This window comes from Streptomyces sp. NPDC002669 (assembly GCF_042889165.1).
In the GTDB taxonomy this organism is placed as follows: Bacteria; Actinomycetota; Actinomycetes; order Streptomycetales; family Streptomycetaceae; genus Streptomyces.
Map to the genome: position 1 here is coordinate 21,637 of NZ_JBIAQQ010000026.1, position 18,635 is coordinate 40,271.

The following is an 18,635-nucleotide window of genomic DNA, read 5'->3' on the forward strand; positions in this document are numbered from 1 at the left end:
GTGCGCTTCGCAGCCTATTCTCGCCTGCTGCGCGAGAACCCGGAGGGACGGTCCCGAAACCGGGGCGTACGGTGTTCTCGACAGAGCAGGGGCCTGGGGCGAGACTTGACCGTCGGTAGCCAGGCAGAGTTCAGGTCCTTAGAGGAAGGTGTCCGAGTGTCCCGCCGCAGAATCGGCTTCTGGTACCGCCTGGCGGCGGTCATCGCAAAACCGCCGCTGGTGGTTCTGTTCAAGCGTGACTGGCGGGGAATGGAGCACATTCCGGCCGACGGCGGATTCATCACGGCGGTCAACCACAACTCTTACCTGGACCCGCTCTCCTACGCACATTTCCAGTACAACACCGGGCGGGTGCCCCGGCTCCTGGCCAAGGCGGCCCTCTTCAAGACGCCCTTCGTCGGAATGATGCTGCGCGGCACCGGACAGATTCCCGTGTACCGCGAGACGACCAACGCGCTGGACGCCTTCCGGGCCGCCGTCGACGCCATCGAGCGCGGCGAATGCGTCGCCTTCTACCCGGAGGGCACCCTCACCCGCGACCCCGACATGTGGCCGATGGCCGGCAAGACCGGCGCGGCCCGCGTCGCGCTGCTGACGAAGGTCCCGGTCATCCCGGTCGCCCAGTGGGGCGCCAACCTGGCGATGCCGCCGTACGCCAAGACGGACAAGTTCCGGTTCTTCCCCCGCAAGACCCTCCAGGTGCAGGCGGGACCGCCCGTCGACCTCTCCCGGTTCTACGACCTGCAGCCCACGCCCGAGGTGCTGCGCGAGGCGACCGAGGTCATCATGGCCGCGGTGACCGAGCAGCTGGAGATCGTGCGGGGCGAGAAGGCCCCGGCACAGCCGTACGACCACCGCAGGGCCCGCGCGGAACAGCGGCGCAAGGCCGAGGGAAAGGGAACCAAGTGACGCACCCCGCGAAGGCGGCCGTCTTCGGAACGGGCTCATGGGGCACGGCCTTCGGCGTGGTCCTCGCCGACGCCGGCTGCGAGGTCACCCTCTGGGGCCGCCGCGCCGAGATCGCCGAGGCCGTCAACACCACCCGTACCAACCCGGACTACCTGCCGGGCATCGAACTCCCCGCGTCGCTCCGGGCCACCACCGACGCCGCCGAGGCGCTGGACGGCGCCGACTTCGCCGTGCTCGTGGTGCCTTCGCAGACCCTGCGCGCCAACCTCGCCGACTGGGCCCCGCACCTGGGCTCCGACACCGTCCTCGTCTCGATGATGAAGGGCGTCGAACTCGGCACCGCGAAGCGGATGAGCGAGGTCATCGAGGACGTCACCAAGGTCTCCGCGGACCGGATCGCCGTCATCACCGGACCCAACCTGGCCAAGGAGATCGCCGAACGCCGCCCCGCGGCGGCCGTCGTCGCCTGCCAGGACGAGTCCGTGGCCCGGCGCCTCCAGGCCGCCTGCCACACCCCGTACTTCCGCCCGTACACCAACACCGACGTGGTCGGCTGCGAACTCGGCGGCGCGGTCAAGAACGTCATCGGCCTCGCGGTCGGCATCGCCGACGGCATGGGCCTCGGTGACAACGCCAAGGGCTCGCTCATCACCCGGGGCCTCGCCGAGACGACCCGCCTCGGCCTCGCCATGGGCGCCGACCCGTTGACCTTCTCCGGACTGGCGGGCCTGGGCGACCTGGTGGCGACCTGCTCCTCGCCGCTGTCGCGCAACCACACCTTCGGCACCAACCTCGGCCGCGGCATGACGCTCCAGGAGACCATCGCCGTCACCAAGCAGACCGCCGAGGGCGTCAAGTCCTGCGAGTCGGTGCTCGATCTGGCGCGCCGGCACGGCGTCGACATGCCCATCACCGAGACGGTCGTCGGCATCGTCCACGAGGGCAAGCCGCCGATGGTCGCGCTGGCCGAGCTGATGTCGCGCAGCGCGAAGCCCGAGCGGCGCTGAGATCCCGCTCGGGCGGTCCCCTCGGCCGGTGGGCCGTCCGACGGGCTCCGGAACCGGCCGCGGAGGGCCGGAGCGGTGAACGTCCGCGGTCACCGTTCCGGCGGACCCGGCCGCGCTGACGCAGGGGGTACCAGCAGGTACGCTCAACCCGATATGAGCAGCGAGAACCTCCCCCAGAGCCCGGAGCGGCAGCTCCGCAAGCCGCGCGTGGCCGTCGTGTTCGGCGGCCGCAGCTCCGAACACGGCATCTCGGTCGTCACGGCCGGCGCCGTCCTGAACGCCATCGACCGGACCAAGTACGACGTCCTGCCGATCGGCATCACGACCGACGGCCGCTGGGCGCTCACCGCCGACGAACCCGAACGCATGGCCATCACGGACCGGAAGATGCCCGAAGTGGCCCAACTGGCCGAGTCCGCCGAGGGCGCCGTGGTGCTCTCCGTCGACCCCGGCAGCCGTGAAGTGGTGTACAGCGAGCCCGGCTCGGTCCCCAAGGCACTCGGCGAGGTGGACGTCGTCTTTCCCGTGCTGCACGGCCCGTACGGCGAGGACGGCACCCTCCAGGGGCTCCTGGAACTGTCCGGAGTGCCCTACGTCGGCGCCGGGGTCCTCGCCTCGGCGGTCGGCCAGGACAAGGAGTACATGAAGCGGGTCTTCATCTCCTTCGGCCTGCCGGTCGGCCCGTACCTCGTGGTGCGCCCCCGGGAATGGGACAAGGACCCCGCCGGGGCCCGCGCGCGCATCGTGGACTTCGCCGGCGAGCACGGCTGGCCGCTCTTCATCAAGCCCTCCCGGGCCGGCTCCTCCATCGGCATCACCAAGGTCGACGACCCGTCCGGGCTCGACGAGGCGATCGAGGAGGCCCGCCGCCACGACCCGAAGTTCCTCGTCGAGTCGCTGCTGCGGGGCCGCGAGATCGAGTGCGGGGTGCTGGAGTTCGAGGACGGGCCGCGCGCCAGCGTGCCCGCCGAGATCCCGCCGGTGACCGCACACGACTTCTACGACTTCGAGGCCAAGTACATCGACTCGGCCTCCGGGATCGTGCCCGCCCCGCTCACCGAGGAGCAGACGGCCGAGGTCCAGCGCCTCGCGATCGATGCCTTCGACGCCGTGTCCTGCGAGGGACTGGTCCGTGCCGACTTCTTCCTCACCGAGGACGGCACCTTCGTGATCAACGAAGTCAACACCCTGCCCGGCTTCACGCCGATCTCCATGTACCCGCGGATGTGGCAGGAGAGTGGTGTGAGCTACCCGGAGCTGGTGGACCGGCTGATCCAGGCCGCGCTGAGGCGGTCGACCGGCCTGCGCTGAGCGCCGGACCGTGCCCCAGGGCGTGCGCCCCGCGACGGCGGCGCACGCCCTACAGGCCGGGAACCGTCTTCGCGACGGCCGGGCCGAACGCGGCCAGCGGACTCGCGTCGTGCGCGTACCGGGCGGACAGGCTCACCTCGACGTACGCCTTGCGATAGGTCGTCGTGAAACGCGGACCGGCGCCCTCCGCCTGCTCCAGCAGCCAGTTGACGCCGTTCGCCTCGGTCCCCTTGGCCATGGGGTCGTCCATCTTCGCGGGCCGGGGGACGCCGCAGCGCAGTACGATCGCTCCGTCCCCCCACTCGGCGGTCAGTTCGGATTTCGGCCCGGTGTCCCCGCGGTCGTGCCCGGCGACGGTCTCCGGCAGTTCCCCGTGCAGCGCGCGGCAGTAGGCTGCGGCTTCCGGGGGAGGGGAGGGCACTGTGACCGACACCGCCGCGCCCGAGGAGGAACAGCCCGCCGCGGCCAGCAGCAACGCGGCGACGGACGGACCGAGGAACACGGGGTGGCGGAGCCGGCGCGATGATGTCACCGGCCCAGCGTAGACGGGGACTACAGATGAACGACCGGGCAGGTCAGGGTTCGGGTGATGCCTTCCACCTGCTGGACCTTGGCGACCACCATGCGGCCCAGTTCGTCGACCGTGTCGGCCTGCGCGCGGACGATCACGTCGTAGGGGCCTGTCACGTCCTCCGCCTGGATCACTCCCGGAATTGCGGAGATGGTCTCGGCGACGGTCGACGCCTTGCCCACCTCGGTCTGAATGAGGATGTACGCCTGTACCACGGAACCTCCAGGGCGGCGACGAGGATCATGTGGGGAAAGAGACGCCACGTTATCGCGTTGCCGCGTACCGCGGGGAGACCTGTGGGTGGTTGACGCCCACCGCGTGGCGTGCGCAGGACACGGATTGACGTATCTCTTGACAGTACCGACAGCAGTGACGGCCCGCGACCGAGACCACGGCGGGCCGGAAGGGGGAACAGGCATGCCGGTGACGAGCGGTGCAGACTGCTCCCCACCATGCCGGCCGGTCCGTGATGGGGACCGCCGGCCGCCGAAGCAGCCCGGACGACCATCCGGCGCGATAGATGAGAGGTGAGACTCGGTGAAGGGAACCGTGGGCGAGTTGGGGGAGTTCGGGCTCATCAGGGAGCTCACCGCCCGGCTCACCACCACTCCGGCGGTACGGCTCGGCCCCGGCGACGACGCCGCGGTCGTGACCGCCCCCGACCGCAGGGTCGTGGCCAGTACGGACATCCTGCTGGAGGGGCAGCACTTCCGCCGCGACTGGTCGACGGCGTACGACGTCGGCCGCAAGGCGGCCGCCCAGAACCTCGCCGACATCGCCGCCATGGGCGCGGTGCCCACCGCGCTGCTGCTCGGCCTGGTCGTCCCCGCCGAACTCCCGGTCACCTGGGCCGGCGAGCTGATGGACGGCCTGCGTGACGAATGCCAGGTCGCGGGCGCCGCGGTGGTCGGCGGCGACGTGGTGCGCGGCGAGACGATCACCGTCTCGATCACCGCGCTCGGCGACCTGCGCAACCACGAACCGGTCACCCGGGCCGGCGCCCAGCCCGGCGACGTCGTCGCCGTCACCGGCTGGCTCGGCTGGTCCGCCGCCGGATACGCCGTGCTCTCCCGGGGCTTCCGCTCGCCCCGCGCCTTCGTCGAGGCCCACCGCCGCCCCGAACCCCCCTACCACGCGGGCCCTGCCGCCGCCGGGCTCGGCGCCACCGCGATGACGGACGTGAGCGACGGGCTCGTCGCCGACCTCGGGCACATCGCCGAGGCCAGCAAGGTCCGCATCGACCTGCGCTCCGGACTCATCGACATCCCCTCGCAGATGTCCGACATCGGACAGGCCGTCGGCGTCGACCCGCTCCAGTGGGTGCTGACCGGGGGAGAGGACCACGCGATCGTCGCCACCTTCCCGCCGGACGTGAAGCTGCCCGCCCGCTGGAAGGTCATCGGCGAGGTGCTCAACCCCTCCGCGCTGCCCCAGGTGACGGTCGACGGGGCGCCCTGGACCAGCAGGAGCGGCTGGGACCATTTCGGGGGCATAGAGGACGCCCAGTAGATTTCGGCGCATGCCCCTGTCTGCTGCCGTACCCGCCCGGGTGCTCACCGTCGCCGGATCCGACTCCGGCGGCGGTGCGGGCATCCAGGCCGACCTGAAGACGATGCTGGCGCTCGGGACGCACGGAATGAGCGTGCTCACCGCCGTCACCGCCCAGAACTCGCTGGGGGTGCGGGGCGCCTGGGAACTGCCCGCCGAGGCCGTGCGTGCCCAGTACCGCAGTGTGGTGGACGACATCGGCGTCCAGGCGGTCAAGACCGGCATGCTGTCCTCGGCCGTCCTCGTGGAGACCGTGGCCGAACTCCTCGCCGGCACCGACGCCCCCGTCGTCGTCGACCCGGTCGGCCTCTCCAAGCACGGCGACCCGCTGCTGGCGGCCGAGGCGCTCGACTCCGTACGCACGAAACTGCTGCCGACCGCCACGGTCGCCACCCCGAACCTGGACGAGGTCGCCCAACTCACCGGCATCGTCGTCCGGGACGAGGCGGACATGCGCGGGGCCGCCGCCGCACTGCTGGACCTCGGGCCGCGCTGGGTCGTCGTCAAGGGCGGCCACCTGCCCGGCGACCCCGTCGACCTGCTCACGGACGGCACCGAGGAACACTGGTTGCGCGCCCCGAGACACGACAACCGGCACACCCACGGCACCGGCTGCACCCTCGCCTCCGCGATCGCCTGCGGACTGGCCCTGGGCCAGGACGTGCCCACGGCGGTACGGGGCGCGAAGGCGTACGTCACCGGCGCGATCGAGGCGGGCTTCCCGCTGGGCGCGGGCATCGGCCCCGTCGACCACGGCTGGCGGACCCGCACCGGATGATCCGTGCCGGGGAAGCCGGAAGTCCCGTGGCGCGCCCGGGGAGTCCCGGGGCACAGCAAGAAGCCGGTCCACCTGGGTGGACCGGCTTCTTGGGCAACCGGAAGGCTGCGCTACGACGGGAACGTCAGCGCGCGACCTTGCCGGCCTTGATGCACGAGGTGCAGACGTTGAGCCGCTTCGGCGTCCGACCGACCACGGCACGCACGCGCTGGATGTTGGGGTTCCAGCGACGGGACGTACGGCGGTGCGAGTGCGAAATGTTGTTGCCGAAGCCCGGCCCCTTGCCGCAGACGTCGCAGTTGGCAGCCACGGGTCACTCCAAAGACTTCAGATGCACTTACAGTGAATTCCGGCGCGCCGGAATCAGTTGACTGAAGTGGCGGTGCCGGGGAAATGTCCCGACTTTCGTCGGGCAACCGAAGCAGCATACAACGACCGCGTCGGTAGAACGAAACTACCATGGGTTCCGCCGCCCCCGTTCCGCCCCTGTCCCCGCCGGACCCCGCGCACGGGACTACTCTGCGGTGCAGCCGGCCGCCCACGGCCGATTCCGAGGAGGACCGACAGGTGCCGCAGACCGCCGACGACATGGACGCCGTCGCGGTGCGCGCCTGGTGCTCACTGGCCCTGGAGGCACTGGGCCGGGAGCGGGCGGCGATCGACGCGATCAACGTCTACCCCGTCGCCGACGGGGACACCGGCACCAACCTCTACCTGACCGTGGAGTCCGCGAACCAGGCCGTCGAAGCCGTCTTCGCCGCCCACGAGACCGGCACCACCACCCCCCTCACCGCCGATGCGGTACGGGCCATGGCGCACGGCGCCCTGATCGGCGCCCGCGGGAACTCCGGCACGATCCTGGCCCAGTTGCTGCGCGGGACGGCGCAGGTGCTGGCCGTCGGGCACGACGCGGACCACCTGCGCCGGGCGTTCGCCACCGCGGCCGACGCCGCCCGGCAGGCCGTCGCCCACCCCGTCGAGGGCACCGTGCTGACGGTGGCCGCGGAAGCCGCGGCGGCCGCCGCGCGCACCGCCGCCGACGCCACCACCGCCGAGGTCGCGCAGGCGGCGTACGAAGGGGCGCGGGCGGCCCTGGCCGCCACCCCCGGCCAGCTCGCCGTGCTCGGCCGGGCGGGCGTCGTGGACGCCGGCGGGCGGGGACTGGTGACGGTGCTCGGGGCGCTCGTCGAGGCGGTCTGCGGACGGCCGCCCGCCGCCGGACCCGCGCTCCCCGCCCCCGCCCCGGCCCTCCCGGTGCCGGAGGACTGCGCGGCGGACGGACCCGCGGACGGACCCGCCTTCGAGGTCATCTACCTGCTGGAGGCCACCGACGAGGCGGTGGACCGGCTGCGGGCCCGGCTCGACCCGCTCGGCGACTCGCTCGTGGTGGTCGGCGGCGACGGACTGTGGAACGTCCATGTGCACGTCGACGACGCGGGCGCCGCCGTGGAGGCCGGCGTCGAGGCGGGACGCCCGTACCGGATCCGGATCACCCACTTCGGCGCGGACCGGGCCCACCCCCACGTCGAGCCCGTGCAGCGCGCCGTCGTCGTGGTGGTCCCCGGCGACGGGCTGCGCGGCCTGTGCAAGGAGGCCGGGGCCACGACGGTCCTGGCCCGCCCCGGCGAACCGCCCGCCAGCGGCGAACTGGTCGACGCGATCCGCCGGGCGCACGCCCGCGAGGTGGTCCTGCTGCCCAACGACGCGGAGCTGCGCCACACCGCCGCCGCGGCCGCCGAACAGGCCCGCGCGGAAGGCGTCCGGGTCGCCCTGGTCCCGACCCGGGCCGCCGTCCAGGGCCTCGCCGCCCTCGCCGTCCACGAACCGGGCCGCAGCTTCGACGAGGACGTGGTGGCGATGACCGCCGCCGCGGGCGCCACCCGCTACGCCGAACTGGCCGTCGCCGAACGGCAGTCCTGGACCATGGCGGGCATCTGCCAGGCCGGGGACGTCCTGGGGCTGATCGACGGCGACGTCGCGGTCATCGGCGGGGACGTCCCGCACACCGCCCGGACCGTGCTGGACCGGATGCTCGCGGCGGGCGGCGAACTGGTCACCCTGGTCCTGGGCGAGGGCGTCCCCGACAGCCTCGCCGACGCGCTGGAGGAGCACGTGCGCGAGGGCCACCTCGCGGTGGACACGGTGGTCTACCGGGGCGGTCCCCGGAGCGCCCCGCTGCTCATCGGGGTGGAGTAGACCCGGTCCCGGGCCGTGCCCGGCGGCCGGCTGTCAGTGGCGTGGTGTGCAATGGATCGCGTGTCCGCGTTCGACGAACCCCTCAAGAAGCTGCTCGGCGGAGCCACCGCGAAGGTGATGGCCGACCACCTCGACCTGCACACGGTCGGCGATCTGCTCCACCACTACCCCCGGCGCTACGAGGAGCGCGGTCGGCTCACGGCGCTGACCGACCTCCCGCTGGACGAGCACGTGACGGTGGTCGCCCAGGTCGCCGAGGCCCGCGTCCTGACGTTCAACAACGGCCGCGGCAGACGCCTGGAGGTGACCCTCACCGACGGCAGCGGCCGCCTCCAGCTGGTCTTCTTCGGCCACGGCGTCCACAAGCCGCACAAGGAGCTGCTGCCCGGCCGCCGGGCGATGTTCGCCGGCAAGGTCTCCGTCTTCAACCGGAAGATGCAGCTGGCCCACCCCACGTACCAGCTCCTGGAGACCGGGCCTGGCGAAGGAGCCGGGGACGGGACCGGGGACAGGGAGGCGGTGGACGCCTTCGCCGGGCGGCTGCTGCCGATCTACCCGGCCTGCAAGCAACTGGACTCGTGGCGGATCGCCAAGGCCGTCGACACGGTCCTGCCCAGCGCGCGGGAGGCCGTCGACCCGCTGCCGGCCGCGCTGCGCGAGGGCCGCGGCCTCGCCCCGCTCCCGGAGGCGCTGCTGAAGGTCCACCGCCCGCAGACCAAGGCGGACATCGCCCTGGCCAGGGACCGGCTCAAGTGGGACGAGGCATTCGTCCTCCAGGTGGCGCTGGCCCGCCGCAGGTACGCCGACACCCAGCTCCCGGCCGTGGCCCGCAGGCCCGGGCCCGGCGGCCTGCTCGACGCCTTCGACGCCAAACTGCCCTTCACCCTCACCGACGGGCAGCAGAAGGTCTCCAAGGAGATCTTCGACGACCTCGCGACCGAACACCCGATGCACCGGCTGCTCCAGGGAGAAGTCGGATCGGGGAAGACCATGGTCGCGCTGCGGGCGATGCTCGGTGTCGTCGACGCGGGCGGACAGGCCGCCATGCTCGCGCCCACCGAGGTGCTCGCCCAGCAGCACCACAGATCCATCACCGAGATGATGGGGGAGCTGGCCGAGGGCGGGATGTTGGGCGGCTCCGAGCAAGGGACGAAGGTGGTGCTGCTCACCGGGTCGATGGGCGTGGCCGCCCGTCGTCAGGCGCTGCTCGATCTCGTCACGGGCGAGGCGGGGATCGTGATCGGCACCCACGCCCTGATCGAGGACAAGGTGAAGTTCCACGATCTGGGCCTGGTCGTCGTCGACGAGCAGCACCGCTTCGGCGTGGAGCAGCGCGACGCCCTGCGCTCCAAGGGGAAGCAGCCGCCGCATCTGCTGGTGATGACCGCCACCCCCATTCCCCGCACGGTCGCCATGACCGTCTTCGGGGACCTGGAGACCTCCGTGCTGGACCAGCTCCCGGCCGGCCGCTCGCCGATCGCCAGCCATGTCGTGCCCGCCAAGGACAAGCCGCACTTCCTCGCCCGCGCCTGGGAACGGGTGCGGGAGGAGGTGGAGAAGGGGCATCAGGCGTACGTGGTCTGCCCCCGCATCGGCGACGACGAGGACGAGCCGGGCGGCAAGGGGAAGAAGGCACCCGAGGGCGACGGCGAGAAGCGCCCGCCGCTCGCCGTCCTGGAGATCGCCGAACAGCTCTCCGGGGGACCCCTCGCCGGTCTGCGCATCGAGGTGCTGCACGGCAGGATGGCGCCCGAGGACAAGGACGACGTGATGCGCCGCTTCGCCGCGGGCGAGGTCGACGTCCTGGTCGCCACCACCGTCATCGAGGTCGGGGTCAACGTCCCCAACGCCACCGCCATGGTGATCATGGACGCCGACCGGTTCGGCGTCTCCCAGCTGCACCAGCTGCGCGGCCGGGTCGGCCGGGGCTCCGCCCCCGGCCTGTGCCTCCTGGTCAGCGAGGCGCACGAGGCGAGTCCGGCCCGCGCCCGGCTGTCCGCCGTCGCCGCCACCCTCGACGGCTTCGAGCTCTCCCGGATCGACCTCGAACAGCGCCGCGAGGGCGATGTCCTCGGCCAGGCCCAGTCCGGGGTCCGCTCCTCGCTGCGGATGCTCACCGTCATCGACGACGAGGAGGTCATCGCCGCCGCCCGCGAGGAGGCGGTCGCGGTCGTCGCCGCCGACCCGGGGCTGGAGCACCTGCCCGAGCTGCGGACCGCGCTGGACGCCCTGCTCGACAAGGAGCGCGAGCAGTACCTCGACAAGGGCTGACCGGCACCGCCGGGGAAGGCCCGGGTGCGCGGGCCCGATCCGGCCCGACGCCATATCGTGGGTGGCACCACACCGCGGCATCCTGCGGGCCACCCACGAACCGAGGACCAGACACCCATGACCCGCGTGATCGCCGGCTCGGCCGGCGGCCGCCGCCTGGCCGTTCCGCCCGGCACCGGCACCCGCCCCACCTCCGACCGCGCGCGAGAGGGCCTCTTCTCCACCTGGGAGGCCCTCCTGGGCAGCCTGGCGGGAGTCCGGATCGCCGATCTGTACGCGGGCTCCGGCGCCGTCGGCCTGGAGGCGCTCTCCCGGGGCGCGGCGCACGCGCTGCTCGTCGAGGCGGACCCCAAGGCCGTCCGCACCGTCCGGGACAACGTCCGCACCCTCGGCCTGCCCGGCGCCGAGGTCCGTACCGGCCGGGCCGAACAGGTCGCCGCGGGCCCGGCGCCCGCCGAGCCGTACGACGTGGTGTTCCTCGACCCGCCGTACGCCGTCACGGACGACGATCTTGGCGAGATACTGCTCACACTCCGTGCTCAGGGGTGGCTCACGGAGGACGCGCTCGTCACCGTGGAACGCAGCACCAGGGGCGGAGAATTCGGCTGGCCCGAGGGATTCGAAGCGTTGCGGGCCCGTCGTTACGGCGAAGGAACGCTTTGGTACGGTCGCGCCGCCTCTACGTGCGAAGACGCACGATGACCGGACCGGAGAGCGAGGGAATCAAGTTGCGCCGCGCCGTCTGCCCGGGGTCGTTCGACCCCATCACCAACGGACATCTCGACATCATTGGCCGCGCCTCGAAGCTGTACGACGTCGTGCACGTCGCGGTGATGATCAACCAGTCCAAGAAGGGCCTGTTCACGGTCGACGAGCGGATCGACCTGATCCGCCGCGTCACCTCGGAGTTCGGCAACGTCCAGGTCGAGGCGTTCCACGGTCTCCTGGTCGACTTCTGCAAGCAGCGCGACATCCCGGCGATCGTCAAGGGGCTTCGGGCCGTGAGCGACTTCGACTACGAGCTCCAGATGGCCCAGATGAACAACGGCCTCTCGGGCGTCGAGACCCTCTTCGTGCCCACCAATCCCACCTACAGCTTCCTGTCGTCCTCCCTGGTCAAGGAGGTTGCCACCTGGGGCGGCGACGTCTCCCACCTGCTCCCCCCGGTGGTCCAGGAGGCCCTCACCGAGCGGCTCGCCCGGGACCGCTGACCTGACGGCCCATCAGCAGGTGTCGGGCGGGCGCCGACTGGCCGTACAGTCGTCCCGTCCGTCTCCAATCGGCTGTAGAGAGTGGCGAGCACACGGTGGACGTGCAGAAGAAGCTCGACGAGATCGTCGAGGCGGTCGGGAGTGCCCGGTCGATGCCCATGTCGGCTTCGTGCGTGGTCAACCGCGCCGAACTGCTCGCGATGCTGGAGGAGGTGCGCCAGGCCCTGCCGGGCTCGCTCGCCCAGGCCCAGGAGCTCATCGGCGGCCAGGAGCAACTGGCCGAGCAGGCCCGCCGTGAGGCGGAGCGGATCATCGAGGCCGCGCACGCCGAACGCACCTCGCTGATCACCGGGACCGAGATCGCCAGGCAGGCGCAGGGCGAGGCCGACCGCATCCTCGACGAGGCCCGCCGGGAGGCCGCCGAGGTCCGCTCCGAGGCGGACGAGTACGTCGACAGCAAGCTCGCCAACTTCGAGGTCGTCCTCACCAAGACCATCGGCTCCGTCGACCGGGGCCGCGAGAAGCTCCTCGGCCGCGGCCACCCCTTCGACGAGCAGGGCCGCGAGGACCCGGACTTCGCCGAGGCCCCCGAGCGCAGCACCGACCCGGACATACTGCGCAGCCGGGCGGACGAGTACGTGGACACCAAGCTCGGCGCCTTCGAGGCCGTGCTCGCCAAGACCCTGGAGGCGGTCGGCCGCGGCCGGCAGAAGCTGCACGGCCGGATCCCCACCGACGACCTCGGCGCGCACGTGGCGGCCCAGGACGCGGCGGGCAACCAGGTGCGCGTGAGCGACGAGGACCACTGGGCCGGCCTCGCCGAGCTGGCCACCCCCGAGCCGCAGCCGGTGCACCAGCAGGCCCCGTCGCACTTCCCGGCACAGACGCAGGTGCCGCAGATGCCCGTACAGCAGCCCGGCTACGCGGAGACGTACGCGTACCAGGACCAGCCGCAGCAGGACGTCTACGGCTACCAGCAGCAGCCGGACCCGTACGCCGCCTATCAGCAGCAGGGCTACGGCCAGGACCAGACCCAGGTGCCGGTGCAGGGGTACGGGGACTGGCAGCAGCCGCCCGCGCAGCCCCAGCAGGCGCTCCCGCAGGGCGAGAGCGCCCTCGACGAGACCAGCCTGTTCGACACCAGCATGATCGACCTGGACCAGCTCCGCAGGTACGAGCAGGAACGCTGACCGGCGGCGCCGGAGCGGGAGCCTGGCGCCCGCCCGCAGGTCCGGCCCGGTCGGGCCCGGCGGCCCGATTGGGAGCTGGGCGACACGTCCAGTATCCTGGCTCTTCGGTCGCGCGTATGTCCGCGATCCCGGCTGCCCGCTTCGACTCCGAAGCCGGTCGGCCTTCCCACGACGCGTGTTGCACATGATCTCGAAAGCAGGAAAAGCCCTGAACGGCCACCTCGACCACCGAAACCCCCTCGTGTTCGATACGCACGAGCTGGGTCGGCGTCCCGGTGCCCTCCAGCGGCTGACCCGCTCGGTGGACGCTCCCGCGGACCTCGGCATCGACGGGGTCATCGGCGTACCGGAAGGCGCGCCCGTGGAGCTGGACCTCCGGCTCGAATCGGTCATGGAAGGGGTGCTCGTCACAGGCACCGCCCGTGCGGCCGCCGAGGGGGAGTGCGTAAGGTGTCTGGAGCCGCTGCACCAAGAGGTCGCTGCGGACTTCCAGGAGATGTTCTCGTACCCTGACGCCGATGACCGGGGCCGCGCCAAGGCGGAACCGGCCGACGACGCCGAGGACGACGAGGACAGGCTCTTCATCGAGGACGGCCTGTTCGACCTCGAACCAGTGCTGCGCGATGCGGTGGTGCTCGCACTGCCGATGCAGCCGGTGTGCCGGGAGTCCTGTGCCGGTCTGTGTTCCGAATGCGGAATCAGGCTGGACGAGAATCCCGGTCATCACCACGACGCCGTCGACATTCGTTGGGCGGCATTGCAAGGACTCGCCGACACCGTTCAGGACGGCGAGAAGGACAACATGGGCGGCGCCGATGCGGGCGTCGACGAGAAGCAGGAGAAGTAGCCGTGGCTGTTCCGAAGCGGAAGATGTCGCGCAGCAACACGCGCCACCGCCGGTCGCAGTGGAAGGCTGCGGTCCCCACCCTGGTTTCGTGCGAGCGTTGCCAGGAGCCGAAGCTGCAGCACATCGCGTGCCCCAGCTGCGGCACGTACAACAAGCGCCAGGTCCTCGAGGTCTGAGCGGCTGGTGAGAGGCCCGATGTCTGAGTTGTCCAACGCCAAGAAGAAGGCAGACAACGTCAACACAGCCTCGTCCCACACGCTTCTGGAAGGGCGGCTCGGGTATCAACTCGAGACCGCCCTTCTGGTGCGTGCGCTGACCCACCGTTCGTACGCGTACGAGAACGGCGGTCTGCCCACCAACGAGCGGCTGGAGTTCCTCGGGGACTCGGTGCTCGGCCTGGTGGTCACGGACACGCTGTACCGCACCCACCCCGACCTGCCCGAAGGCCAGCTGGCCAAGTTGCGGGCCGCGGTGGTCAACTCGCGTGCGCTTGCGGAAGTGGGCCGCGGCCTCGAACTCGGCTCCTTCATCCGGCTCGGCCGGGGTGAAGAGGGCACGGGGGGCAGGGACAAGGCATCCATCCTCGCCGACACCCTCGAAGCGGTGATCGGCGCGGTCTATCTCGATCAGGGCCTCAGCGCGGCCTCGGAGCTGGTCCACCGGCTCTTCGACCCGCTGATCGACAGGTCCTCGAACCTCGGCGCCGGCCTGGACTGGAAGACCAGTCTCCAGGAGCTCACCGCGAGCGAGAGCCTCGGAGTCCCCGAGTACCTCGTCACGGAGACCGGCCCGGACCACGAGAAGACCTTTACTGCTGCCGCTCGCGTCGGTGGTGTCTCGTACGGCACCGGCACCGGCCGTAGCAAGAAGGAAGCGGAGCAGCAGGCGGCGGAGTCCGCCTGGCGCGAGATCAGCGCCGCCGCACAGGCACGGGAGGACGCGGCGAAGGCCGCTGCCGACGGAGGGGCCGCCGACACCTCTGCCGACCCGTCGCCGTCCACGGACGTCGCTCCGGCCTGACCCGGAAGCCCCTCGGTGCCCCCGTGCACCGGGGGGCTCTTCCTGCCCGGAAACGTGCGCTTTCCCCAGGAGCCCTTTTCCCCGGGCCCCTTCCTTCACCATCCCGTCAGGCCGTCCAACCAGGAGCGCCACCGTGCCCGAGCTGCCCGAGGTCGAAGTCGTACGGCGCGGTCTGGAGCGCTGGGTGACCGGCCGCACCGTCGCCGACGTCGAGGTGCTGCACCCCCGTGCGGTCCGGCGCCACCTCGCGGGCGGCGCGGATTTCGCGGCCCGGCTCGGCGGCGTCCGCCTCGGGACGGCCATGCGCCGCGGCAAGTACCTCTGGGTACCGCTGGACGAAGGGGCCGGCTCGCTCCTCGGCCACCTCGGCATGAGCGGTCAGCTCCTCGTACAGCCCCGGGACGCACCCGACGAGAAGCACCTGCGCGTCCGGATCCGCTTCGACGACTCCCTCGGCACCGAGCTCCGCTTCGTCGACCAGCGGACCTTCGGCGGGCTCTCGCTCCACGAGAACACTCCCGACGGGCTGCCCGACACCATCGCGCACATCGCCCGCGACCCGCTGGACCCGGCCTTCGACGACGCGGCCTTCCACACGGCCCTGCGCGCGCGCCGGACGACCGTCAAGCGCGCCCTGCTCGACCAGACGCTGATCAGCGGCGTCGGCAACATCTACGCGGACGAGGCGCTCTGGCGCACAGCGCTGCACTACGACCGGCCGACCGCCACCCTCACCCGGCCCAAGGCGGCGGAACTGCTCGGCCACGCCCGCGACGTGATGAACGCGGCGCTCGACCAGGGCGGCACCAGCTTCGACAGCCTCTACGTCAACGTGAACGGCGAGTCCGGCTACTTCGACCGCTCGCTGGACGCCTACGGACGGGAGGACGAGCCCTGCCGCCGCTGCGGCACGCCGATCCGCCGCCGCCCGTGGATGAACCGCTCCAGCTACTTCTGCCCGCGCTGCCAGCGACCGCCGCGCCGGGCCTGACGCGCCTCAGCCCTTCTCGGGGTGGGCTCCGTCGTACTGGTCGCGGGCCCGGAGCACCTCGGGCATCCGGCCCTCGACGAACTGGATCAGTTCGAGCAGCCGCTCGGCCACCTGCCGGCCCAGGGGCGTCAGCTCGTAGTCGACGCGCGGCGGATTGGCCGGCCGGGCCTCGCGGTGCACCAGGCCGTCCCGCTCCAGGGCCCGCAGGGTCTGGGAGAGCATCTTCTCGCTCACCCCGTCGACGCGGCGCCGGAGCTCGTTGAACCGGAAGCCGCTCTCGTACAGTGCTCCCAGGGTCAGGGCGCCCCAGCGTCCGGTGACGTGCTCCAGCGTGCCGCGCGAGGGGCACTGCCGGGAGAACACGTCGAAGGGCGACTCGGCCGACGGGGTGTTCTGATCCATGCCGGCCAGCGTACGCCCGCACGGCGCTCACCACCCGAGTGCGCTTTCCCTCGGTGAGTGCCCGGCCGGGCCGTGTCCGGGACCGGAGGAGGAGCGGCGTGCGGGGCGACGGTCAGAAGCCGAACTCCTGGGTCCACCAGGGGCCGCCGGAGCCCTGGTGCACGCCGACGCCGAGGGTCTTGTAGTCGCAGTTGAGAATGTTGGCCCGGTGCCCCGGGCTGTCCATCCATGCCTCCATCACGGCCTGCGCGTCGGCCTGGCCGCGGGCTATGTTCTCGGCGGCGAGGCCCTTCACGCCGGCCTTCGACGCCCGGTCCCAGGGGGATCGGCCGTCGGGGTCCGTGTGGTCGAAGAAGTCCCGGGCGGCCATGTCCCGGCTGAAGTCCTGGGCGAGGGAGGCGAGCGAGGAGCTGGCGGTCAGCGGGCTGCAGCCGACCTTCGCGCGCTCCTGGTTGACCAGCGAGAGCACGGCGGCCTGCGCGGAGGAGGAGGCCGGGGCCATGGACCTGCGGGCGGCCGGGGCGGAGGCGGAGCTCTTCGGAGCGGCCGAGGACTTCCCGGCGGCGGGTGCGGAGCTCCGCGATGCCTTGGCCTCGGCGGCCTCGGCCGCCCGGGACGACTCGGCCTTGTCGTCGGACCGCTCGGACGCGCTCGGCGTCGTGGAGGGGAAGGCGGACGGAGTGGAGGACTCCGCCTTCTTCGGGCTGCCGGAGCGGTCGACGCCGCGACCGGACTGGCCGGACGAGGTGCCGCGATCGGCCGGGGCGGAGGCGGTACCGCCCTGGACCAGCAGGTCCGGGTCCCCGTCCGTGCGCACCTGGTCGGAGGGCCCGCCGCCGATCGTGTAGGTGTCGCCCCCGCCGGGCAGCAGCCCCGAGCTCATTGCCACGGCTCCCACGGCGAGCGCCGCGGAGACGCCGACCATTCCGGTACGGAGGGGGCTCGCGGAACGCTTCCTGCGGTGGCCGCGGGACCGGGCGTCGCCGTTCTCGGCGGCGGTAACTGCGGCGGAGCGGCTGTGGCGTCCCATCTGCTGGGCCCTTCCGACGGTCTGGACGCCACTTCCGACGTCGACGTTCTTCACCCGAACGAGTGAGGTCATTGCGACGGGACTGTACGCCATGGCCTGTGACCTAGATGTGCTCCGGGGGTAATTGGACCGTTAGCGTTCGGACATGAACGAAGACGTACGACTCACCGTGTGGGTGCGCGGCCGGGTGCAGCGGGTGGGGTTCCGCTGGTTCACCCGGGCGAACGCGCTGGAGATCGGCGGCCTCACCGGCTTCGCCCTCAACCTCGACGACGGCAGGGTGCAGGTCGTCGCCGAGGGGCGACGGGAGAACTGCCACCGCCTGCTGGAGTGGCTGCGTTCGGACGACACACCCGGCCGCGTGGACGGCGTCACTGAGATATGGGACACCCCGCGCGGTGGTTACGAGGGCTTCGCGATCCGCTGACACGGGCCCGTTCCGGGCTGCGGGCGCCGTCGTGTTCGGCCCGTGTTCGACCCGTGCCGGGGGGTTGTGTGACGGGGCTCGCACCCCCGCACACATGAAATGACCTGCGGATTGACCGGGTGGTTGCCAAGTTTCGCTCGGCGTGCCAGGCTGCGGCGATAAGGATGATCTCCACGCCCCCGGGGCCCCGCAGGAGAGACGCGCCGCATGATCGTCGAGCCGCGCGCCCCCGGGACGCCCGTCTCCACGGGGCGTGATCGTGTTGACCGTCAAACTTTTTGGTGAGACTCTGAAATCCCCGCGCACCTCAGCTGTTCGGCAGGGCTGTTTGGCAGCAGAACAGCAGTGATGACAGATGCACTGCCGAGCACCGCGGGTGCGATTCCCTCACGACCCACACCGCATCGGTCGGTCACTCAGTGTGGAGGACCATCCATCATGGCAAAGGCGCTTCTCGGTTACGTCGGCGGTTCCGACCCGCGACTCCTCGCCGAGATGCGACGGCTCCAGCAGCGCGTCCAGGACCTCGAATCCGAGCTCGTACGGATCCAGGGCGAGAACGACGCGCTGAACGCCGCCGCCCAGCACCAAGAGTCGCTGCTCGACAGCATCGACATCGACGTCCCTCAGGCGGAGCCGGCGCTGACCTGACCGATGGCCCCCAGGGGCCGGTCGGGCCGTACGCGTCAGCCGTCCGAGACCATCATCCGGATCGTCGCCGGATCATCGGAGATCGCTGTTCTTGATCTGTCACGCCCGTGACATGTCCTTGATCCGTCATGCGCAGCCGCAGCAAGGAAACCGCGCACCGGCAACACCGCGCACGCTGCAACACGAACAAGATTTGCAAGGGGCGCTTCGGCGTCCCTTCTTTCTTTTTCCGCCCGGACTCGCGCGGGGCCCGGCCCCGGCGTACACCCCTTCCC

General features: G+C 71.6%; 21 protein-coding genes. 16 read left to right on the forward strand and 5 right to left on the reverse strand.

Annotation, left to right across the window (positions count from 1 at the left end; all coding sequences use genetic code 11):
* Positions 1–156: 156 nt before the first annotated feature.
* The 3 genes from ACFYW1_RS30310 to ACFYW1_RS30320 all read left to right on the forward strand — a co-directional run bounded on the left by ACFYW1_RS30310 (position 157) and on the right by ACFYW1_RS30320 (position 3,227).
* On the forward strand, positions 157–909 hold the full coding sequence (locus ACFYW1_RS30310) for a 1-acyl-sn-glycerol-3-phosphate acyltransferase (RefSeq protein WP_148839530.1): 753 nt from the start codon (positions 157–159) through the stop codon (positions 907–909).
* A complete protein-coding gene (locus ACFYW1_RS30315; RefSeq protein ID WP_389000193.1) occupies positions 906–1,916 on the forward strand; it encodes an NAD(P)H-dependent glycerol-3-phosphate dehydrogenase in 1,011 nt (336 codons plus the stop codon). The genes ACFYW1_RS30310 and ACFYW1_RS30315 overlap by 4 nt, the downstream gene beginning before the upstream one ends.
* A gap of 153 nt (positions 1,917–2,069) precedes the next feature.
* Positions 2,070–3,227, forward strand: a complete 1,158-nt coding sequence (locus ACFYW1_RS30320; RefSeq protein ID WP_389000196.1) for a D-alanine--D-alanine ligase family protein — start codon at positions 2,070–2,072, stop codon at positions 3,225–3,227.
* 49 nt (positions 3,228–3,276) lie between these two features.
* Here ACFYW1_RS30320 and ACFYW1_RS30325 read toward each other — a convergent pair whose 3' ends face one another.
* Together ACFYW1_RS30325 and ACFYW1_RS30330 are read right to left on the reverse strand one after the other, a co-directional pair.
* The gene (locus ACFYW1_RS30325) at positions 3,277–3,759 is read right to left on the reverse strand and encodes a DUF3515 domain-containing protein (protein WP_389000199.1); all 483 of its coding nucleotides are present in this window, start codon (positions 3,757–3,759) and stop codon (positions 3,277–3,279) included.
* A 20-nt stretch (positions 3,760–3,779) separates the two neighbouring features.
* Entirely contained in the window at positions 3,780–4,013 is a 234-nt protein-coding gene (locus tag ACFYW1_RS30330; protein WP_148839534.1) for an Lrp/AsnC family transcriptional regulator, read from the reverse strand.
* 322 nt (positions 4,014–4,335) lie between these two features.
* On the opposite strand from ACFYW1_RS30330, the gene ACFYW1_RS30335 reads away from it, so the two are divergent.
* Together ACFYW1_RS30335 and thiD are read left to right on the forward strand one after the other, a co-directional pair.
* Positions 4,336–5,307, forward strand: coding sequence for a thiamine-phosphate kinase (locus ACFYW1_RS30335; protein ID WP_148839535.1), 972 nt, complete (start codon positions 4,336–4,338; stop codon positions 5,305–5,307).
* Between the two features lie 10 nt (positions 5,308–5,317).
* Positions 5,318–6,124, forward strand: a complete 807-nt coding sequence (gene thiD, locus ACFYW1_RS30340) for a bifunctional hydroxymethylpyrimidine kinase/phosphomethylpyrimidine kinase (RefSeq protein ID WP_389000203.1) — start codon at positions 5,318–5,320, stop codon at positions 6,122–6,124.
* Between the two features lie 124 nt (positions 6,125–6,248).
* Here thiD and rpmB read toward each other — a convergent pair whose 3' ends face one another.
* Complete coding sequence (rpmB, locus tag ACFYW1_RS30345) at positions 6,249–6,434, reverse strand: 50S ribosomal protein L28 (protein ID WP_030928661.1); 186 nt, start codon at positions 6,432–6,434, stop codon at positions 6,249–6,251.
* A 257-nt stretch (positions 6,435–6,691) separates the two neighbouring features.
* Between rpmB and ACFYW1_RS30350 the strand changes: the two genes are divergently transcribed.
* The 9 genes from ACFYW1_RS30350 (at position 6,692) to mutM (ending at position 15,850) form a co-directional block, all read left to right on the forward strand.
* Positions 6,692–8,320 carry a DAK2 domain-containing protein gene (locus tag ACFYW1_RS30350; RefSeq protein ID WP_389000206.1) on the forward strand — a complete coding sequence of 543 codons (1,629 nt, stop codon included), beginning with the start codon at positions 6,692–6,694 and terminating at the stop codon, positions 8,318–8,320.
* A gap of 51 nt (positions 8,321–8,371) precedes the next feature.
* A complete protein-coding gene (gene recG, locus ACFYW1_RS30355; RefSeq protein ID WP_389000209.1) occupies positions 8,372–10,591 on the forward strand; it encodes an ATP-dependent DNA helicase RecG in 2,220 nt (739 codons plus the stop codon).
* Between the two features lie 117 nt (positions 10,592–10,708).
* Positions 10,709–11,293: a 16S rRNA (guanine(966)-N(2))-methyltransferase RsmD gene (gene rsmD / locus ACFYW1_RS30360; protein ID WP_389000212.1), complete on the forward strand. Its 585-nt coding sequence runs from the start codon at positions 10,709–10,711 to the stop codon at positions 11,291–11,293.
* A 26-nt stretch (positions 11,294–11,319) separates the two neighbouring features.
* The gene (gene coaD, locus ACFYW1_RS30365; protein ID WP_389000422.1) at positions 11,320–11,802 is read left to right on the forward strand and encodes a pantetheine-phosphate adenylyltransferase; all 483 of its coding nucleotides are present in this window, start codon (positions 11,320–11,322) and stop codon (positions 11,800–11,802) included.
* 95 nt (positions 11,803–11,897) lie between these two features.
* Positions 11,898–12,992, forward strand: coding sequence for a cell division initiation protein (locus ACFYW1_RS30370; protein WP_389000215.1), 1,095 nt, complete (start codon positions 11,898–11,900; stop codon positions 12,990–12,992).
* Between the two features lie 184 nt (positions 12,993–13,176).
* A complete protein-coding gene (locus tag ACFYW1_RS30375) occupies positions 13,177–13,839 on the forward strand; it encodes a YceD family protein (protein ID WP_389000218.1) in 663 nt (220 codons plus the stop codon).
* 2 nt (positions 13,840–13,841) lie between these two features.
* On the forward strand, positions 13,842–14,015 hold the full coding sequence (gene rpmF, locus ACFYW1_RS30380) for a 50S ribosomal protein L32 (RefSeq protein WP_003965982.1): 174 nt from the start codon (positions 13,842–13,844) through the stop codon (positions 14,013–14,015).
* A 19-nt stretch (positions 14,016–14,034) separates the two neighbouring features.
* Complete coding sequence (gene rnc, locus ACFYW1_RS30385) at positions 14,035–14,859, forward strand: ribonuclease III (protein ID WP_389000221.1); 825 nt, start codon at positions 14,035–14,037, stop codon at positions 14,857–14,859.
* Positions 14,860–14,992: 133 nt separating this feature from the next.
* Positions 14,993–15,850: a bifunctional DNA-formamidopyrimidine glycosylase/DNA-(apurinic or apyrimidinic site) lyase gene (gene mutM / locus ACFYW1_RS30390; protein ID WP_389000224.1), complete on the forward strand. Its 858-nt coding sequence runs from the start codon at positions 14,993–14,995 to the stop codon at positions 15,848–15,850.
* A 6-nt stretch (positions 15,851–15,856) separates the two neighbouring features.
* Here mutM and ACFYW1_RS30395 read toward each other — a convergent pair whose 3' ends face one another.
* Both ACFYW1_RS30395 and ACFYW1_RS30400 read right to left on the reverse strand, forming a co-directional pair.
* Positions 15,857–16,252, reverse strand: coding sequence for a winged helix-turn-helix transcriptional regulator (locus ACFYW1_RS30395; RefSeq protein WP_389000227.1), 396 nt, complete (start codon positions 16,250–16,252; stop codon positions 15,857–15,859).
* Positions 16,253–16,364: 112 nt separating this feature from the next.
* On the reverse strand, positions 16,365–17,282 hold the full coding sequence (locus ACFYW1_RS30400) for a CAP domain-containing protein (RefSeq protein ID WP_389000425.1): 918 nt from the start codon (positions 17,280–17,282) through the stop codon (positions 16,365–16,367).
* A gap of 145 nt (positions 17,283–17,427) precedes the next feature.
* On the opposite strand from ACFYW1_RS30400, the gene ACFYW1_RS30405 reads away from it, so the two are divergent.
* Together ACFYW1_RS30405 and ACFYW1_RS30410 are read left to right on the forward strand one after the other, a co-directional pair.
* Positions 17,428–17,709, forward strand: coding sequence for an acylphosphatase (locus tag ACFYW1_RS30405; protein ID WP_148839552.1), 282 nt, complete (start codon positions 17,428–17,430; stop codon positions 17,707–17,709).
* A gap of 438 nt (positions 17,710–18,147) precedes the next feature.
* Entirely contained in the window at positions 18,148–18,360 is a 213-nt protein-coding gene (locus ACFYW1_RS30410; protein WP_148839554.1) for a hypothetical protein, read from the forward strand.
* Positions 18,361–18,635 lie beyond the last annotated feature (275 nt).